The sequence below is a fragment of the Francisella sp. XLW-1 genome (assembly GCF_008711455.1).
Lineage (GTDB): Bacteria > Pseudomonadota > Gammaproteobacteria > Francisellales > Francisellaceae > Francisella > Francisella salimarina.
The window spans coordinates 104270-124532 of the sequence record NZ_VXKP01000005.1; the positions used below are offsets into that span (position 1 = coordinate 104270).

Consider the following 20263-nt stretch of genomic DNA (forward strand, 5'->3'; position numbering starts at 1 on the left):
CTTATTTTTGTTTTGAAAAAATTAAAATTACTATTCAAATCCAATGATATTATTTTTTAATCAGTTTTGCAATAACTTTGCAAAATTTAAGCCATATACATCCCACCATTTACGTGGATAGTTTGTCCTGTTATGTATTTTGCATCATCAGAAGCTAAGAAAGCAACAGTTGTTGCGATATCTTTTGGTTCACCCATTTGACCTGATGGTATTTTAGTTGAAATGAATGATTTTTGTTCATCTGTTAGCTTATCTGTCATATCAGTTGCGATAAAGCCAGGTGCAACAACGTTTACTGTGATATTGCGTGTAGCAACTTCATAAGCTAATGACTTTGAAAAACCAATAACACCTGCTTTAGCAGCACAATAGTTTGTTTGTCCAGGGTTACCAGCTGAGCCTACTACAGAGCCAATTGAGATGATTCTACCCCATCTTTTTTTCATCATGCCTCGGACGCATTCTTTTGACATGCGGAAAATTGAGCTTAAATTTGTGTTGATTACTGCTTCCCACTCATCCTCTGACATTCTCATCATTAGATTATCTCTAGTTATACCTGCATTATTAACTAGTATATCTATAACTAGTTTTTCAGCTTTTACTTCAGCAAAGAAGTTTTTGATGCTCTCAATATCAGAGATATTTAAAACTAGGCCTCTAGCTTGAAAACCCTTGTTTTTCATTTCATTTTCAAACTTTTCTGCAGAGCCTTGGCTAGTGGCTGTGCCTATTACCATAGCTCCTCTAGTCGCTAGTGCTTGAGCAACTTCAAAACCAATACCTCTACTAGCTCCCGTAACTAGAGCAATCTTACCATTTAAAGACATTGTTAATCTCCTTTTAAATATTTTCTAAACTATCAACATTATTAGTGTCTTTGATAGTTAATGACTTATCGATTCTTTTTATTAGTCCTGACAAGACTTTATTAGGTCCGCATTCAATAACTTCAGTAACGCCAAGTTTAACTAACTCTTCTATTGATTGAGTCCAAAGTACAGGCTTGTAGAGTTGTTTAACAACGGCTGATTTTATCTCTGTTGGAGTTGCATGTGATGTTGCATCATAGTTTTGTACTATAGCAGTAGTGGGTTCTTTAAATTCTACATTATCAAGCTCTGACTCAAACTTATCAGCAGCATTTTTCATAAGTGAGCAGTGTGATGGTACGCTTACAGCAAGAATTTGTGCTCTTTTAGCACCTTTTTCTTTTGCAATTATATTCGCTTTTTCAACAGCAGCTTTTTCACCAGATATTACGACCTGACCAGTTGAGTTGAAATTAGCTGCTTCAACAACTCCAGCATCAGCAGCTTCTTCACAGCTACTTATAACATCTTCATTTGATAGTCCTAGGACTGCACTCATCGCACATTCTTTATCAGTTACTGCATTTTGCATTAGTTTTCCGCGAGTTGATACTAACTGCAGGGCATCTTTATATGAGATGCATTCAGCTGCTAGAAGGGCAGTGTACTCTCCTAGGCTGTGTCCAGCAAAATATTCTACTTTGAGTTCTGGATTTTGCTCTTTCAATACTCTGTATATAGCATAACTTGTAGCTAGTAATGCTGGCTGAGTAAACTCAGTTTTGTTTAGTGTTGACTCATCATTCTGGATGATATTCCATAGATCGTAGCCTAAATGTGTTTTAGCTTCGTCAATAATGCTTCTGAACGTTTCAAATTTTTCATAATAATCTTGAAGCATCCCTAGTTTTTGTGAGCCTTGACCTGGGAAAACCACAGCTATTTTTGACATAATAATTCTCCTTTATGATATTGAAGTAACTTTCAAAAAAAGATTAAATTTTTGCAATAAATCCACCCCAGACAAATCCAGCTCCAAATGCTTCTGAGATGATGGTCTCGCCAGGTTTAATTTGGTTTGTTCTGACTGCATGGTCTAGTGCTAAAGGTATTGATGCTGCCGATGTATTACCATGATCTTGAAGTGTTGTAACTACTTTTGACATAGGCATATCTATTTTCTTAGCAGTTGAATTTAATATTCTATAGTTTGCTTGATGTGGTACTAACCAGTCAATTTCATTAGACTGTATCCCTGCTTCTTTAATTAAATCATCAGCAAGAGATGAAAGTCTTGAAACAGCAAATTTAAAAACTTTATTTCCTTCCATGATTAAGTATGGGTCTATGTTTATTGCTTCTCCCCTCGATGTTGGAAGGTTGTTAGGCACATTTAGCATATCTAGACATGAACCATCAGTATAAAGTAAAGATGATAAAATCTTCTTCTCATGACTAGTTGAGATAACAACAGCACCAGCACCATCACCAAAAAGTACACAGGTAGAGCGGTCACTCCAGTCAAGAACACGAGTCATTTTCTCAGCGCCAATTACTAGGATGTTTTTTGATGTTCCTGTTTCTACATATTGTTTTGCTATGTCAAGTGCGTATACAAACCCGCTGCAAGCTGCAGATATATCGAAACATCTAACGTTAAAATGATCAATCTTTAAGTTTTGGTGTACCATTGATGCTGTCGATGGCATAATAAAATCTGGTGTGCTCGTTGCTACTATTATCATATCGATGTCATTAGCATTAATCTCAGCAGACTCTAAAGCTTTTTCAGCAGCTTTAGTTGCCATGAAACTTGTAGTTTCTTTTTCATTTGCACAATGGCGTCTCTCTATACCAACTCTTTGTTTAATCCATTCGTCCGAAGTATCAACAAATTTACTTATATCTTCATTGGTTAAGATTTTTTCAGGTAAGTAACTTCCTGTACCAAGTATTTGCGAAAACATTATATAGTCATACCTATTTAGTTAGATTAGTAACAAAAACTATTATTGCAAGCAATCCAAAGAAAGCCTACTATCTTGAAATATTGTATCATGATTGAATGTGATTAAAGAACTTTTTCTAATGATTCTTGAATTGTTTTTGGTATATTGTGTTTGATTTCTTTGATTGCTTCATAAATGGCAGTTTCAAATGCATTAGCACTTGCACTACCATGACTTTTAACGACAATACCCGTTAAACCTAATAATGACGCGCCATTAAAACTATCTAGGTTCATTCCTTTTTTCATCTTTTTGAATAAAGGTAGAGACATGATTACAGGTATTTTCATAAGTAGCGATGTTTCTGTAATCGATTTTTTAATTAATGATTCTATAAGTCTTAAGCTACCTTCCATTGTTTTAAGGGAAACATTGCCGACAAAGCCATCACATACAATTACATCTGTACTATCATCAAAAATATGTTTTCCTTCAATATATCCTTGATAATTGATAAAATCACAACTCTGTAAAAGTTTTGAAGCATTTTTGATGTTATCTAAGCCTTTCATCTCTTCTTCACCAATATTTAGCAGAGATACTCTGGGTTCAGCTAAGCCTTTTGAGCTGGCAGCAAGTATTGAGCCCATGATTGCGAATTGGAAAAGCTGTTCAGAAGAGCAAACCACGTTCGCACCTAAGTCTAACATATAAGTTTTGCTGAGCTGTTTGGTCTCTCTATTAAATGCTGGAAGTGCATATACTATAGCAGGGCGATCTACACCGTTCACAGTTTTTAAGACAAATTTGGAGGTTGCCATTAATGCGCCTGTATTACCAGCACTCACACATGCACCCACTGTACCATCTTTAACAAGGTTTATTGCTACACGCATTGAAGAATCTTTTTTCTTTCTTACCGCAATTGATGGAGACTCATCCATACCGACAGTTTCGCTAGCATGATGAATGGCAATTCTTTGTAAAACTGGCAGTTTTATTTTTTTGACTTTTGAATATCTGTCTAAAGCTCTTTTCACCTTGTGGTGGTCTCCGACTAATACTATTTGTAAGTTAGAGTCTTTCTTAACTGCTTCAAGAGCTGCTGGGATAGTGGTGTTTAGACCATTATCTCCACCCATTGCATCTATAGATATTTTGTAACCCATAATAAATAAAACTTCCTATGTCGCTAATTGATATATTTCTAAATACTCACTAACCAAGGCATAAGTAATAGTGTGAGATGATTCTAAAGGTTGACTGGAATGATATTAGTCTTCAGATTTTGTATCTACTACTTTTTTACCTTTATAAAAGCCATTTGGCGAAACGTGATGTCTTAAGTGCAGTTCACCTGTAGACTTATCAGTAGATAGAGTTGGAGTTGTTAAAGAATCGTGAGACCTTCTCATGTCTCTTTTTGATCTGCTCTTTTTGTTTTGTTGTACAGCCATTTTTAGATAACCTCTTTTATTTAATTTTAAATTCTGTGTTACTTAAGCTTTTTGAGAACCTCAAAAGGATTCACTTTTTCTTCGGTAACAATTTCTTGCTCGCTATAGTATGAATGTTTTTTTGTCTTTTTACAAGAGCTAGAGTCTTTTTTTGGCGCCATGGGTAGTTCTAAAAGTATTTCTTCTTTGATAATATCTTGTAAATCTATTATTGCGCTTTCACAGATGAACGGTTCATGTAAGCTGTCTTGTACGAGTCTATCATCCTCAGTGATTATTATGCTGTTTGACACGGAGATAGGGTAGTCAAATTGCTCGAGTGATTCTTGGCAAATTAGTTTAAGTGAGCCGTCTATGTGATATTTAATGCACGCATGATTTTTTTCTTCAAAAAAAGAGAATGAACAGTTAAATATGTGTGTTGTATTAGCTATAAGTTTAGAAATGTTGCTTAAATTTTCTACAGCAATATTGATATTTTCTAAGTCTCTTTTTTGCTTTGCATATATGCCATAATTTACCTGGCTATGTTTGCCTTTCATACATTATATTTTCATTGTCGTATTGTTATACTATTCTATATACATTTCTTGTTTTATGAAAGTCTCTACTGTATCATCTTACTAGTTATATTTTTTTAAATTGACAATACAGTAAAAGGATCAAGTAATAATGTCTTTATCTATCCCTAGAGAATTTTCAAATGCTATAAGATTTCTATCTATCGATGCAACACTTAAAGCCAAGTCAGGACATCCTGGTATGCCAATGGGTATGGCGGATATCGCTACAGTTTTGTGGACCAAATTTCTTAAACACAATCCTCAAAATCCAAACTGGACGAATCGTGATAGATTTGTACTTTCAAATGGTCATGGTTCTATGCTTTTATATTCTTTACTGCATCTTAGTGGTTATGATTTGAATATAGACGATATTAAAAACTTTAGACAGCTTCATTCTAAAACTCCAGGACATCCTGAATATGGTTATGCGCCTGGTGTAGAGACTACAACTGGACCGTTGGGGCAAGGTGTGGCTAATGCTGTTGGTATGGCACTAGGAGAAAAACTATTATCAGATAGATACAATACATCTGACTTGAAAGTAATAGATCATCATACCTATGTGTTTTTAGGGGATGGGTGTCTAATGGAGGGTGTATCTCATGAAGCTTGCTCATTAGCTGGTACCTTAGGCCTAAATAAACTAATAGCATTTTGGGATGATAATAGTATTTCTATAGATGGGGATACAAAAGGTTGGTTTACTGATAATACAGTTGAGAGATTCAAAGCCTACGGCTGGAATGTGATTGAGGATGTAGATGGTCATAATTTTGAGGCTATTGAAAAAGCTATAGCTAAAGCACAATCTGAACAAAGCAAACCAACTTTGATTTGTTGTAAAACGATTATTGGGTTTGGCTCTCCAGAAAAGGCTGGTACTGCTTCTGTACACGGCTCACCTTTGAGTGAGCAAGAAAGAACCTCTGCTGCAAAAGAGCTTGATTGGAATTATGCTCCTTTTGAAATTCCTAATGATGTATACAAATTCTGGGATGCTAAAGAAAAAGGACAAGCTTTAGAAGCAAATTGGCAGAAACAATTGGATTTATATAAGAGTAATCCTAAGTTTGAAGAATTTGATAGAGTATTGAAAAAACAGTTACCTGCAAATCTTGAGCAAGAAGTTAATCAATATATTGCTTCACAATTAGCGAATCCTGTAAAAGTGGCTACGCGTAAAGCATCTCAGATGGCTTTAGAAGTGTTGTGTAAGAATATGCCAGAAATGTTTGGTGGTTCAGCAGATTTAACAGGATCAAATAACACTAATTGGAGTGGGTCAATTTGGCTGAACAATACTGATAAAGGAGCTAACTATCTTTCTTATGGGGTGAGAGAGTTTGGTATGGCTGCTATTATGAACGGTCTAAGTTTATATGGTGGTTTAAAGCCATACGGAGGTACATTCTTAGTATTTAGTGATTATTCTAGAAATGCTATTAGAATGTCTGCTCTTATGAAACAGCCTGTTGTGCATGTGATGTCACATGATTCAATTGGGTTAGGGGAAGATGGTCCTACTCATCAACCTATTGAGCACGTTCCTAGTTTAAGATTGATACCAAACTTAAATGTTTGGAGACCAGCAGATACCATTGAAACAATGGTTGCTTGGAATGAAGCGGTTAAGTCTAATGAGACTCCAAGTGTTATGGTACTAACGCGTCAAGGTTTAGAGCCTGTGGTTCAGACTAAAGAACAAGTTTCTGATATTGTGAAAGGCGGATATTTAGTCAGAAATAATAACGATGCTAGACTAACTATTGTAGCTACTGGCTCAGAAGTCGAGTTAGCTATTAAAGTAGCAAAAAAATATCAAGACAAAGGGGTGGAGGTTAATGTTGCTTCTATTCCATGTGTCGACGTTTTCGATACTCAAACTCAAGAGTATAAAAAATCAGTAATAAGAGATGATATTCCAGCGATTTTTGTTGAGATGGCTCAGCCTGATGGATGGTATAAGTATATGCCTAAAGCTGGTGGTGAAGTAAAAGGGATTTATAGTTTCGGTGAGTCCGCGCCAGCTGAGGATTTATTTAAGCATTTCGGTTTTACTGTAGAAAATATCAGCAACATAGTTGCTAAATATGTGTAATAAACTTTCGAAAGATAATATCTTAAGGAGATTAAAATGAGAGTTGCAATTAATGGTTTCGGTAGAATTGGTCGTTTAGCTTTTCGTCAAATGTTTGACAAGGCTGGTATAGAGATTGTTGCGATCAATGATTTAACAAATCCAAAAATGTTAGCACATTTATTAAAATATGATTCCGCTCAAGGTAGATTTTCAAAAGCAGCTGTTACAACTGCAAAAGATGATGCTATTGTTGTAGATGGTAAAGAAATTAAAATATATGCTGAAAAAGATGCAGCTAATTTGCCTTGGGGTGAATTGAAAGTAGATCTAGTATTAGAATGTACAGGTTTTTATGTATCAAAAGCAAAATCACAAGCTCATATTGATGCTGGTGCTAAAAAAGTAGTTATTTCAGCTCCTGCTGGTAATGATTTGCCAACAGTAGTTTTTGGTGTTAACCATGATATATTAACTGCAGATGAGAAAATTATCTCAGCTGCTTCTTGTACAACTAACTGTTTAGCACCTATGGCTAAAGGTCTTCATGATTTGGCAACAATTGAAAGTGGATTTATGACAACTATTCATGCTTACACTGGTGACCAAAATACTTTAGACGCGCCTCATGCTAAAAATGATTTCCGTCGTGCAAGAGCTGCAGCTGTAAATATTGTACCTAACTCAACTGGTGCTGCTAAAGCTATTGGTTTAGTAATTCCTGATCTTGCAGGTAAGTTAGATGGTGCTGCTCAACGTGTTCCTGTCCCTACAGGGTCATTAACAGAATTAGTTGCTGTAGTGTCTAAGAGTGTAACAGCTGAAGATGTAAATGCTGCTATGAAAGCTGCTGCTAATGAATCTTTTGGCTATACAGAAGAAGAGTTAGTATCTAGTGATATCATAGGAATCTCTGAAGGATCATTATTTGATGCAACTCAATCTAAAGTTACTTCACTTGGAGATAAGTCTCTAGTTAAAGTTGTATCTTGGTATGACAATGAAATGTCATATACAAATCAAATGGTAAGAGTAGTAGAGTACTTTGGAGCTCTGTAAACACTTATAGGTGGTATAAATGAGTTTTCTAACATTAAAAGATGTTGATCTTAAGAACAAGAAAGTCTTAGTTCGTGTTGACTTTAATGTGCCTGTCAAAGATGGCAAGGTTACAAGCAAAGTCAGAATAGAGGCAGCTATTCCAACTATTCAGTATATTTTAGATCAAGGTGGATCAGTGATTTTAATGTCACATCTTGGTCGCCCTACAGAAGGCGAGTATGACTCTCAGTTTTCACTTGAACCTGTTGCTGAAGCATTATCCCAAATCATCAATAAACCAGTTAGATTTGCTAAAGATTGGCTAAATGGTGTTGATGCTAAAGCTGGTGAAATTGTTATGTGCGATAATGTACGTTTCAATAAAGGTGAGAAAAAGTCTGACGATGAGCTATCAAAAAAAATAGCAAGTCTTGGTGATGTGTTTGTTATGGATGCATTTGCTACAGCTCATAGAGCTCAAGCATCGACTTATGGAGTAGCTAAGTATGTGCCTGTAGCGTGTGCCGGTCTACTTTTGGCTAATGAAATCAAAGCACTAGAAAAAGCTTTGAAGGCTCCTAAGAAACCAATGGCTGCTATAGTTGGTGGATCTAAAGTTTCAACAAAGTTATCTGTTTTACACAATCTTCTTGATAAGGTTGAGATTCTTATTGTTGGTGGAGGTATTGCAAACACTTTCATAAAAGCTGAAGGATTTAATATTGGTAATTCACTATATGAAGAGGATCTAGTTGGTGAAGCTAAAGATATCTTGGCAAAAGCGAAAGAGTTTGGTGTAAACATACCTGTACCGGTAGATGTAAGAGTTGCCAAAGAGTTTAGCGAAAATGCTGTTGCAGTAGTTAAAGATGTTGCTGATGTTGCTGATGATGAAATGATACTAGATATAGGTCCGAAGTCTGAAAGAAATATTGCAGAGCTTTTAAAATCTGCTAACACTATTCTATGGAATGGTCCTGTAGGAGTGTTTGAATTTGATAATTTTGCAGAAGGTACAAAAGCTCTATCATTAGCGATAGCTGAATCAGATGCTTTCTCTGTTGCAGGTGGTGGTGATACTATCGCAGCGATTGAGAAATTTGATATTAAAGATAAAGTGTCTTATATATCAACTGCTGGTGGAGCATTTTTAGAGTTTCTTGAAGGTAAGAAACTACCTGCTGTAGAAATATTGAAAGAGAAAGCAACTATATAACTGTAGGTTATTTATATGAGAAGAACGAAAATTTTAGCTACTCTTGGTCCTGCTAGTGAATCTAGAGAAGCGTTGACAGAGATGATTAAAGCAGGTGTTAATGCGGTAAGATGTAATTTTTCGCATGGATCTGCTGAAGATCATCGTAAAAGAGTTGATCTGATACGTCAAATTGCAAAAGAACAAGATACTTATGTCGGTATTTTAGCGGACTTACAAGGTCCAAAAATAAGACTATCGAAGTTCAAGAATGGTTCTGTGATAATCAAGAAAGGTCAAAAATTCACACTTGATGCAGATCTTGGTATCGAAGATGGTGATGAAAATACAGTTGGTATTGACTATAAAGAGCTTATTCAAGATGTTAAGAAGGGCGATATACTATTGGTGGATGATGGTAAAATTGTTCTAGAAGTTGATTCTGTTAAAGGTAACAAAGCTGTAACAAAAGTTGTTATCGGCGGTAAAGTTTCTAATAACAAAGGGATCAACAAAAAAGGCGGTGGACTTACTGCACCAGCTTTAACAGATAAAGATAAGCAAGATATCAAAGTAGCAGCTATGCTTCAGGTGGATTTTCTAGCTGTTTCATTTGTTAGAGATGGCAAAGATATGGAATATGCTCGCCAGCTTGTTAATGAGGCTGGTTGGAAGCCTGCAATGGTTGCTAAAATCGAGCGAGCAGAAGCCGTATTAGAAGATAACCTCAAAGGCATTGTTGACGCTTCTGATCTTGTGATGGTGGCTCGTGGTGATTTAGCTGTTGAAATCGGCGATGAAAATGTCCCTACTGTACAGAAATTAATTATTAGTACAGCCAGAAGAAATGAGAAGGGTTCTATCACAGCTACTCAAATGATGGAGTCAATGATTGAGAATTCATCTCCTACTCGTGCTGAAGCATCTGATGTAGCAAATGCTGTATTTGATGGTACTGATGCAGTGATGTTATCAGCTGAAACAGCTGTTGGTAAGTATCCTGTTGAAACTATTTCTGCAATGTCAAGAATTTGTGAGTCTGCAGAAAGAAGTAAGTATACGCATATTACTAAAAAGCAAAAAATTGCTGATTGTGATAGAGTGGATCATGCTGTATCAGTCGCTGCTGTTAAAATAGCCAATGACATTGGAGCAAAAGGTTTAATTGTATTGACAGAGGGTGGGAATACTTCACGCTGGATGTCACGTATAAATTCTGATTTACCTATTTATGCACTATCACGTAATGCTACAACATTAGGAGCAATGACATTGTTTAGAGGAGTTGTTCCTTTGTATTTTGACTCTACTAGAATGTCTAAGCTGTATGTCAATAGATCTGCTTCTATGGAGTTGGAAAGCAGAGGCTTGGCCAAGGATGGTGACATTCTTGTTTTAACAAGTGGTGATAGTATGGGTGTACATGGAAGCACAAATAAAATTAAAGTAATAATTGCAGGTCAAGTAAGATAAGGAGATAAACATGGCTTTAGTTTCATTGCGTCAACTATTGGATCATGCTGCAGAGCATGGATATGGGTTGCCAGCATTTAATGTAAATAATCTTGAGCAAGTAAGAGCTGTTATGGAAGCTGCTGATAGAGTTAACTCACCAGTTATTCTACAAGGTTCTGCGGGTGCAAGAAAGTATGCAGGAGCTCCATTTATAAGACACTTAGTTCTTGCAGCGATTGAAGAGTATCCTCATATTCCAGTTTGTATGCACCAAGATCATGGTACATCTCCATCTGTTTGCCAAAGATCTATTCAATTAGGTTTTTCATCTGTAATGATGGATGGCTCATTAAAATCAGATGGTAAAACTCCTTCTGATTATGAGTATAATGTTAATGTTACAAAAACTGTTTCTGATATGGCTCACGCTTGTGGTGTATCAGTTGAAGGTGAGCTTGGATGTCTTGGTTCATTAGAAACTGGACAAGCAGGAGAAGAAGATGGTGTTGGTGCTGAGGGTACTTTGTCTATGGATCAAATGCTTACAGATCCAGAAGAAGCTGCTGATTTCGTTAAGAAAACAAAAGTTGATGCTTTAGCAATTGCTATAGGTACTTCTCACGGTGCTTATAAGTTCACTAAGCCACCTACAGGTGATGTACTATCTATCAAGAGAGTAAAAGAAATTCATGCAAGAATTCCTGATACTCACTTAGTAATGCATGGCTCATCTTCAGTACCTCAAGATTGGTTAGAAGTAATCAATACTTATGGTGGTGCTATGGGTGAGACTTATGGCGTGCCAGTAGAGGAAATCGTTGAAGCAATTAAGTATGGTGTGCGTAAGGTAAATATTGATACTGATTTACGTATGGCTGCTACTGGAGCGATTAGAAGATTTATGGCAGAAAATCCTGCTGAATTCGATCCGCGTAAATATAATGCAGTAGCAAAAGCAGCAATGTCTGAAATTTGTCAGGCTAGATATGAAGCATTTGGTAGTGCTGGTATGGCTAGTAAAATTAAGCCAATTTCACTTGAAACAATGTTCCAACGTTATGAAAGTGGTGAACTTGATCCAATCGTGAAATAATATTTCTTTCTAATTTTTTTCTATATTTTCAGCCAGAATTTTTTTAGTTAGTTACATTAATTTAGCTTGATATTCTTAATAGTTTAAGAATGTTAAGATTCTGTATATTTATAATTTATACATTTTGATAAAGTTTGTGACAACGCCATTTGTCCAACCGAAGCCATCTTGTACTATATATTCTCCACCACCAGCATTTGCTTTGGGATCAACTACATCATATTTTTCACGGATCTTTCCAGTGTTTTTAAATTTCTGATTAACTGTATTTACAAATCTTTTAGCAATGGTTTCTGCAAGCTTGTCAAAACCATAATTTCTTAAACCTATAACAGCTTCAAAATGTAATGGTGCCCAGCCATTTGGAGAATCCCATTGTTGAGAAGTATTTAAAGTGGTTGTAATAAGTCCATGTGCTGTTAAAAATTGATTTTCTATAACCTTAGCAACCTTTTGAGCTTGTTCTTGAGTAGCTATATTTAAGAATAGTGGTGTTACTCCTGCTAAGCTTGTAATGCTAGTAATCTTATTTGTCTTAGTATTTAGATCATAAAAAAAATCTTTTTTATGATCCCAAAAAGTATTTTGAATAAGTTTTTTTCTTTTTTCAGCTAACCCTAAATATTTAGTCGCTTTTTCTTGGTCTGAGATTTCAGTGAACCATTTACCTAGTAGATCCTCTAATCCATATAGATAGCTATTTAAATCAATAGGTAGAATATCTATTGTTTGAATAGTACTAAAGTCATTTGTATTAGCAAACCAACGACTAGAAAAATCCCACCCAGATTCACAAGCTGCACGGATGTTACGATAGAAGTCTGGTTTGTTTGCTATATTTTGCGCATGCTCAATATCTTCGCGATATGATTCTGGTCTAGGGGTGCTAGACTCATCCCAATATCTATTTAAACCGTTTACATTTCTTTGAGTATTCATCCAAAATGAATATTCTTTTTCTAAAGTTGGTAAATATTTTTCAATAGCGGAAATACCTAGTTCTTGATATAAGATATTTACGATTAAGTAAAATAGAGGTGGTTGCGAACGAGTTAGATAGTATTTTCTATTTGCATTTGGTACAAAGCCAACAGTATCTATTAAATATGCAAAGTTATCTGCAATATCTTTAATCATCTGTATTTCGCCATCAACTCGTAAACCTTCACAAGTAAAGTAGCAGTCCCAATAATAAACCTCTCTAAATCTTCCACCAGGGATTATATAAGGTTTTGGAAGTGCTATAAGAGAACTTAGTGAGTTTTTTTCATCTGATGATTGATGTAAAAAATGCCACATTTGTTTGATATAGGATGATAGAGATAATTCTTTACTATTATCAAAAGTTTTTTCCGATACTGGAGGGTAAAAGTTATCCTCAACAAAAGCCTTAAGATCAAAATTATCAGAGTCTCTAAGTTTTCTGTAATCTTTTAAGATATCTTTAGAAGATCTTTTAGGAGTCATATCGACAAAGTATTTTGAGTCATTAAAACATGGTTTTAATTGAACTGCTTCAAAAAGTTCACCTGATAGTTGTATTAGTTGTTCTTGATTATTAGACATACATTATTTATTCCTATGAAGTTTAGCATAAGGAGGTATTAATAGTACTAAAAGTGCTATAGGTATAAGTACACAGTAAAATGCTGTTACACCACCAAAGTGTGCAAATATTTCACTAATTATTCTAGAACCAATAGTACCACCTAGAGCGGAAAATATGATTATTAAACCAGCCATAGCACTTTGTAAGTTTTCAGGTTGGCTACTAAGAATACTTGAGCATAATGTTGGATATATTGGAGCCATGAAAAAACCAATCATAGGAAACAGTAGTGCTATAACTATAGATAAATAAGAATCTGTTTGATTAGTATCTATTAGTTTAGATAGTTGTAAGGTTGATACTATTAATATTCCACAGCATATAAGACCTATGATAATAATTACTTTCCAGTCAATCTTTTTCATTATGAAGCCAAAAGTGATTCTACCAGCAGCTATGCTTAAAGCAAAAATACTTGCCATAAAGACACTGGTTGATGTAGAAAGGTGAAGTACTCTAGTGTTAAATGTTGGAAGCCAAGATTGTACACCTTGTTCGATAAATACATAAAAAAATACACTAATTATAAATAACATCACAATCGGTAGTTTTATGAGTTTTAGCATACTTAAAGTATCTGCTAGAAAATTAGAATTTTTAGATGTTTGTACTGCTGATTCATCAAGTTTGGTAAATAAAAGTAGCAAAAATGCAACTAAGCATAAGCCAGCTAATAACCAGTATGTGCCAAGCCAGTTACCAAAGTGAATAAATATGCTAAATACAAAAAAGCATAAAACAACCCCAACCTGAAAGACACCCTCTAATAGACTCATTAAGCTAGCATGTGCTTTTGAGTCATTGGTAATTAATCCAACAGTTGAATATACAGATACTTTAATAAGAGCAAAAGCTACGCCTATTAAAACAAATAGTAGTTTAGCTGTAAAGAAACTATCTAGGCTTGCCATGGTAATACATCCTGTAGCAATAATTGCTAGTCCTAAAAGCATGGCATTCTTATAACCAAATCTTGGAATAAATGAACAAATAGCAAATGAAACTATTGCTATAGTAAGATCTTTGCATGCCTCAAGAATACTTGCTTGAACTTCTGTGACCTGATAATGAGTGACCGATTGTAGAATCACAATACCAACGCTATTAAGTAAAATAGCGCTAATAAAGAAAATGAGAAATAGCGAAAGCTTGAGCTGAAAGTATTTCATATGATTAACAAAAAATTGTTTCTAACTTTAGGATAAACAAAGTTATATATGTAAACAAGTCTAAGAAAGAGTAATTCTGAAAAGTAATGGGACTTTAAAAATTGAAATAATCAGTATTTGTGACTTAGCTAGTGGGTTATAATAAAATTAAGATTTTACTATTGGGATAGCAGAGATGGATGAGTATAAATACTGTATTGGAATTATGTCTGGAACTTCGTTAGATGGAATTGATGTGGCTTTATGTAAGGTTCGAGGATATGGATTAGACACAGATCTTAAGTTAGTTAGTTTTGAAACATATTTATATTCAGAAGATTTATTAAACGATATTAAGCAGTCTTTAGATTTAACAAGAAGTAATGCTCAGCTATTATGTAGTCTTAATTTTAAGCTTGGAATTGAATATGCTAATGCTGTAAAGAAATTAGTAGCTGTAAATAACCTAAAATTAGAAGATATCGAGTTCATAGCTAGTCATGGGCAGACTATATATCACCAAGCAAAAAATGAAGATGGATTTATTAAATCATCATTACAGTTAGGAGATGCTGCGACGATAGCTTATGAATGTCGAACAACAGTTGTGTCAAATTTTAGAGCCGGAGATATTGCAGCTGGAGGAGATGGAGCCCCTTTGGTACCTTATGTGGACTATATTCTTTATAGTGATAAAAATAAATCACGTGCTCTACATAATATTGGTGGAATAGCTAATACTACAATTATTCCTAGAAATGCAAATATTAATGATATATATGCATTTGACACTGGTCCAGGTAATATGATGATAAATAGGGCAATGGAAGTTTTGTTTAATCGAGATTATGATAAAGATGGCGAAATAGCAGCTTCTGGTACTGTTATTGTAGATATGTTGCAAGAGCTTTTGCAAAATCCATATTTAGCTCTGAAGCCACCAAAGTCAACGGGTAGAGAGCTTTTTGGTATTGGGTATACAGATTATATTCTTGATAAATATAAGCAAAGCAATCCTAAAGATATAGTTCATACGCTAACTATATTTACAGCGGAGAGTATAGTCAAAGCATATAATGATTTTGTACTTGATAAAGTTGAGCTGGATGAAATAATTTTCACTGGGGGAGGGGCGTATAATATATTTCTGATAGAAACTATTAAAAAACTGATAGATGTCGAAGTCATCACGTTTGAAGAAATTGGGCATAGTAGTGATGCAAAAGAAGCTATAGCTTTTGCTGTGTTAGGAAATGAAACTCTTAACAATAGCTATAATAATGTTCCATCGGCAACAGGGGCAAAAAATAGAGTGATACTGGGACAGGTTAACTTTTTCTAGTAGGAGTATATAAAAATAGTAGATGGATATTGGTGTTATAGGACAATAGTAGGGCGTACATATTTTTTTAGTTCTTGATTTTGAGCTATTATAGTTACCAGAGCTTGGCTTGATCTCTCCTCATTATTCGTCATACCAACCTCAAGATCAAGTGTAGCTTCTGTTAGGCACTCAACAATTTCTTTAAAAGCTTTGACAGGTATTCCACAAACATTATCGACACCGTACTTTTGTAATATCTTGTAAACATTTACATTTACTAGCTTTGTGTCTCCGGCTCTTAGTTCTACAGTTCCAGAAGAAACTTCAGCTCTTAGTCCAATAGTGAACTTAGCTACATTTGTATTTGTCGATGCTTCTTGTTTAAGTATTCTAAACCCAACAAAATTATCAGTGGTAAATCTCTTATCATTATTAGCTTTGTTTGATATTTGCTTATATAGTCGTCCTACACTTTGTTGTATTGCTTTATCTTCTTTATTTTTGTTATTGATATCTATATTAAGGTCACCTAAGGTTTGTTCATTAGCTTTCCAACATGATTCTATGACTAAAGATGTCGTAAATCCAAGTTTGCTGATATTTTCTATCAAACCGTTTAGCATATCCTTGTTTGTTTTATCACTTAAGTATTTAAGAAAATTCAAATATGGGACACTACTATTAACACAGGCTTGCTGCATTTTTGTAAGACTTTCCATAAAGCCTTCGATATTTACACAGCCATTGAAAAAATGTTCAAATATTTGTGACTCATATTCATCATTAAAATTAAAGTCTTTAGTTAAGTTTTTAAAATCAAAAGAACATAAGAACGTGATTATGCTGTTAAACATTTTTAGATGTTCATCAGATATATCTACACCATTTAACCTTCTTTTCTTTATGAATAGTTTTTTAAGCTCTAAGAATTTAACAAGGAACATATTTCTAAGTCTAATAAATCTAAAAGCAGTTTTTATTTGTGAATATTGAGAATGAGTCGTTGAGTTGTGGAAGTCTGCTATCATTCCTAGATATGCTGAGAATTCCTGGCATAGTAAGTAGTCTAATTCATGTAATCTATTTTGCATCCAGTACTTAAAATCATGGTCAGCACTACTGAAAACATGAACTCCATTACTTTTCCATTTTTGTTTTCTTAAGGCAACTATTCCTCTAAGAGCATTGTTTAGAGTAATGGAAATAATTCTTTCAATGCCATCTTCTAGTCTTTGCTCAATTCCTTCTACAGAATCATAGTTGGAATGTTTAAGACATTCTTCCATGAGAGCAAAATATATATCTAGATAAATATCACTCTTGTTATTACCGTTTTCAATTATTCTAGTGACATTATTTATAATGTTATAGTCATAAGTGTACTGCTCTTCTAAAATATTTATATAGTTCATAAGATTTTGATAGACTGGTACGTTAAAAGATGAGCCAAAATATATAGCTGAGCTAGTAGTGTTTTCATACTCACTATCTAAAGGTTTTTTCTCTAGAAGTCGACATAATGAAATATATGAAATGTTATTTGTTGATTTTATTCCAGAACCATTCTCAGAGGACAAGAATTCTTCTAAGGCCTTTGCTGGACTAAAGTCTTTGCTTTTAGAAGGTTCATTAGCATTAATATAGTCTATGATTTGTTTTTTTAGTTCTTCATTCGATTTTCTTTTATCTAAATCATATTCTTTAGATACTTGACCACCCTTGGTACTATCTTCTGTAGATGCTAAAGCAGTTATGAGAGAGGCTTTTTTAGAGTTAAACCATGAATTTTTAGATTGAGAATCCATTGAGATTTCAATATCAAAATCTTGAGTGTAATTTAATATAGTGTTTTGAATAACTATAGCATCAGTTTCTCTTGAATCAGTAGCATCTTGGAAGTTGAAGGTATCTGATAAAAAGTTATCTACTTTCTGAGGATCTGCAACTGGATCAACTCCTGGGTTAGGATTAGCAATGTCTTGAGCATTTCCAGATAACCTATCTAAAAAAGTTTCTCTTCCTAAGTTTAGCTTAGCAAGGTCATCAACATTATTATTTGCTATTGTAACAGGCTTATAGTTAGTTGAATTATTTCTAATACCTTTAACATGGTAATAATCCTTTAACCCTTTCCCTGAAATACTTTTTTCATGTAAACTCAACTTATCTTGAGTGCCTTTGGTTAGGCTTTTATCAGGTACTAATAAGCTTCTATCAAATGGTATCGCTACATTTATTGTACGTATTTTAGAATAAGATTTCCTATCAAAAACACAAAGTCGTGCTTCAACTTCTGTTTTTAGAGTATCTATGGAATCATAAATAGGATTAAGTTGCTCTGATAGTGTACCTTCGCGATTAGTAAACTCAAGATTTATGATTTCATCGTATTCTTTGATTTTTTCTCTATATTTTTTTAACTCATCTGAATCATGTATTTCTAGAGAGTTTACTTTATAACCAGCTTTAGCACTGATTTCTCCCAGTTTAATATAATGTCCAGACTCAGTAGTAGTAACTACAAATCTAGGATCCGATTCTGACTCTTGCTGACGTGAGCCAGTAATGATGTTATGTTTAGGTTTCGCAACTTTACCTTTAATAATTTTTCCACTTTCTAAAGTACCAAATTTTTCTAATGAGTTTGTAGGATTTTTCGTTGCGTAACCTTGATATATGTCCTTATCAAAGAAAAGTCTGTTGATATCTTCTAAAGCAATATCTTTGACCGCAGTATTTTTTTCAGAGACAATATCTGGGATTAGCATTTTATCATTTGGTGTTATAAGTCTATATGACGCTCTTAAGCAACTAATTTTATGTTTGAGATCGATTAGGTTTAATGTTGCCGTAGCAGACCAGTTAGATGCTAGAATATCTGCAATTTTTTTACTGTCTTCTTTGACAGGTTTTCCATCTTTGTCAAAAATTTGCTTACCATTTTCATCGAAAGAATCAACTTGAGCTCTAGTGGGCTTATATGAAGCGTTACCACCTAATGTAAATCCTATAGTGTGTTCGTAAGAGCAACAAAAACCACTTAGATTGAGGTAAATAGGCATGACATCGTCAGTTCTATGATTCTGAAAATCATATATTGGTAGCGAGGTCCATAGGCAAAGATTACCATAACCATTAATTGACTTAGCAAATGATGCATTAAAATCTACGCCAAAGTTAGCATCTACTTCACTTGGAAATTTATCTTCGGTATTTGGATTTATCTGTTTTTTTATAGCATCAATTAGCTTACCGATACTTCCAGCAGCTTTTAGTTTAAACTTTAGAATAAATGGATTTACAGTATTTATGTAAGCTACATTACCTCCACCAAGCTCTTGATCATTAGACTGCTTGATAAAAAACTGATATTTTTCATCAAGAGTTATACTTTTCCATGACTGAACACGTTTATCATTTGCTTTGAGCTGCCAGTTACTAAATATGCTTAAATCATCAAGCTTACCCAAGTTTTTTTCGTAAACTTCTTTTTTAACAGCATCATAGCCTTTTTCCATTGCATCTTGTAAAGAATGCTTTTGTCTAATTACGATTTCCTCTTCAAAAAAAGCTTGTCTTGCTCTACTATTGAGGAAGTATGCTCTAAGAAAATCTTTTTTTGATGTTTTGGCATAAGCGTATTCTGTAGAATCATCAAAGTTGTATTTATTGATAATATCATCAACACTATTTGCATCGTTAAAGTTTGATGTCATTGGTTCATACTTTGGCATAAAATAAACCCTCATTTCTTGTAATTCTAATTGGTAGATGCTTCCAGAAGAGTCTGGCCTTAATTTATAAGAACATATCGTCATCTAAAAAATCAAGGAATGCTACACCAATATTTAAATAACTATTTTGCTAAATAATTTAAAAAAATAATTGCTGTATAAAGTGTTTGTTTTAGTTGCACTCTTTGCTAGATTTCATATTAAAGCTTTTGTAAGGATAAATAGGGAGATGAGATGGCAAAAAATAAGATTCCAAATTCAAGGTTGATGATAAATTATGAAACTAATGTCGATGGTGTTTTGAAGAAAAAAGAATTGCCTTATAGAGTTTTAGTAGTCGGAGATCTATCAAAAGGAAGGTCTGTAGATGCAAAAAAAGAATTTGCAGATAGAGAAGTAAGAAGAATAGATAATGGAGTTGATAGGGCTTTAGAGGATATGAATATATCTTTTGATTTTGAAGCTCCTAATTTTGTCTCTAAAGATCCTAGCAACTTGAAGGTTAATTATAGAATCCAAAGTGTAAAAGATTTTAGACCTGATGCGGTCGCTAAAAAAGTTCCTGAGATTAGAGCTTTGCTTGAAATGAAAGAAATATTAGCATCTTTTGCTAAGGATATAGAGAATAATCGTAATCTTAAAAAAACGATAGATATGATTTTTTCTGATAGTAATGAGTTAGAAGCTTTAAAAAATAAGATTCCTGCTTTGACAAACTATACGATTAAAGATTCTGATGATGCAGAAACTATTGAGTCTCTTGAGACAGGCAAGCAAGAAGAAATAGAAAATAAGTAGGGAGA

Annotated in this window: 16 protein-coding genes; 7 read left to right on the top strand and 9 right to left on the bottom strand. The window is 34.1% G+C overall.

Features of this window, described 5'->3' with window-relative positions; translation table 11 throughout:
• Window positions 1–86: 86 nt before the first annotated feature.
• From fabG to F3D59_RS08790, 6 genes are all read right to left on the bottom strand, one after another.
• The gene (gene fabG, locus F3D59_RS08765) at window positions 87–830 is read right to left on the bottom strand and encodes a 3-oxoacyl-ACP reductase FabG (RefSeq protein WP_149368562.1); all 744 of its coding nucleotides are present in this window, start codon (window positions 828–830) and stop codon (window positions 87–89) included.
• A gap of 13 nt (window positions 831–843) precedes the next feature.
• A complete protein-coding gene (fabD, locus tag F3D59_RS08770) occupies window positions 844–1764 on the bottom strand; it encodes an ACP S-malonyltransferase (RefSeq protein ID WP_150464578.1) in 921 nt (306 codons plus the stop codon).
• 43 nt (window positions 1765–1807) lie between these two features.
• Entirely contained in the window at window positions 1808–2779 is a 972-nt protein-coding gene (locus F3D59_RS08775) for a beta-ketoacyl-ACP synthase III (RefSeq protein ID WP_146420611.1), read from the bottom strand.
• A 104-nt stretch (window positions 2780–2883) separates the two neighbouring features.
• Window positions 2884–3930, bottom strand: a complete 1047-nt coding sequence (plsX, locus tag F3D59_RS08780) for a phosphate acyltransferase PlsX (protein WP_150464579.1) — start codon at window positions 3928–3930, stop codon at window positions 2884–2886.
• A 105-nt stretch (window positions 3931–4035) separates the two neighbouring features.
• On the bottom strand, window positions 4036–4218 hold the full coding sequence (gene rpmF, locus F3D59_RS08785) for a 50S ribosomal protein L32 (RefSeq protein WP_013922754.1): 183 nt from the start codon (window positions 4216–4218) through the stop codon (window positions 4036–4038).
• 38 nt (window positions 4219–4256) lie between these two features.
• A complete protein-coding gene (locus tag F3D59_RS08790; RefSeq protein WP_150464580.1) occupies window positions 4257–4760 on the bottom strand; it encodes a YceD family protein in 504 nt (167 codons plus the stop codon).
• Between the two features lie 130 nt (window positions 4761–4890).
• On the opposite strand from F3D59_RS08790, the gene tkt reads away from it, so the two are divergent.
• Genes tkt through fba form a run of 5 tightly spaced genes read left to right on the top strand, consistent with a single transcriptional unit; the run spans window position 4891 to window position 11645 of the window.
• Window positions 4891–6882: a transketolase gene (gene tkt / locus F3D59_RS08795; RefSeq protein WP_150464581.1), complete on the top strand. Its 1992-nt coding sequence runs from the start codon at window positions 4891–4893 to the stop codon at window positions 6880–6882.
• 36 nt (window positions 6883–6918) lie between these two features.
• On the top strand, window positions 6919–7920 hold the full coding sequence (gene gap, locus F3D59_RS08800; RefSeq protein ID WP_150464582.1) for a type I glyceraldehyde-3-phosphate dehydrogenase: 1002 nt from the start codon (window positions 6919–6921) through the stop codon (window positions 7918–7920).
• A 19-nt stretch (window positions 7921–7939) separates the two neighbouring features.
• Window positions 7940–9118 carry a phosphoglycerate kinase gene (locus F3D59_RS08805; RefSeq protein WP_150464583.1) on the top strand — a complete coding sequence of 393 codons (1179 nt, stop codon included), beginning with the start codon at window positions 7940–7942 and terminating at the stop codon, window positions 9116–9118.
• Window positions 9119–9133: 15 nt separating this feature from the next.
• Complete coding sequence (gene pyk, locus F3D59_RS08810) at window positions 9134–10570, top strand: pyruvate kinase (protein WP_013922759.1); 1437 nt, start codon at window positions 9134–9136, stop codon at window positions 10568–10570.
• Window positions 10571–10580: 10 nt separating this feature from the next.
• Window positions 10581–11645, top strand: a complete 1065-nt coding sequence (fba, locus tag F3D59_RS08815) for a class II fructose-bisphosphate aldolase (RefSeq protein WP_013922760.1) — start codon at window positions 10581–10583, stop codon at window positions 11643–11645.
• Between the two features lie 108 nt (window positions 11646–11753).
• Here the strand turns inward: fba and F3D59_RS08820 are convergent, their stop codons facing one another.
• Complete coding sequence (locus tag F3D59_RS08820; protein WP_150464584.1) at window positions 11754–13211, bottom strand: trehalase family glycosidase; 1458 nt, start codon at window positions 13209–13211, stop codon at window positions 11754–11756.
• 3 nt (window positions 13212–13214) lie between these two features.
• Window positions 13215–14423, bottom strand: coding sequence for an MFS transporter (locus tag F3D59_RS08825; RefSeq protein WP_150464585.1), 1209 nt, complete (start codon window positions 14421–14423; stop codon window positions 13215–13217).
• Between the two features lie 175 nt (window positions 14424–14598).
• On the opposite strand from F3D59_RS08825, the gene anmK reads away from it, so the two are divergent.
• On the top strand, window positions 14599–15744 hold the full coding sequence (gene anmK / locus F3D59_RS08830; protein ID WP_150464586.1) for an anhydro-N-acetylmuramic acid kinase AnmK: 1146 nt from the start codon (window positions 14599–14601) through the stop codon (window positions 15742–15744).
• Between the two features lie 35 nt (window positions 15745–15779).
• On the opposite strand, the gene F3D59_RS08835 is transcribed toward anmK, so the two are convergent.
• Entirely contained in the window at window positions 15780–19460 is a 3681-nt protein-coding gene (locus F3D59_RS08835) for a hypothetical protein (protein WP_150464587.1), read from the bottom strand.
• Window positions 19461–19694: 234 nt separating this feature from the next.
• Here F3D59_RS08835 and tssB point away from each other — a divergent pair, with 234 nt between their 5' ends.
• On the top strand, window positions 19695–20258 hold the full coding sequence (gene tssB / locus F3D59_RS08840) for a type VI secretion system contractile sheath small subunit (protein WP_150464588.1): 564 nt from the start codon (window positions 19695–19697) through the stop codon (window positions 20256–20258).
• The last annotated feature ends 5 nt before the right edge of the window (window positions 20259–20263 follow it).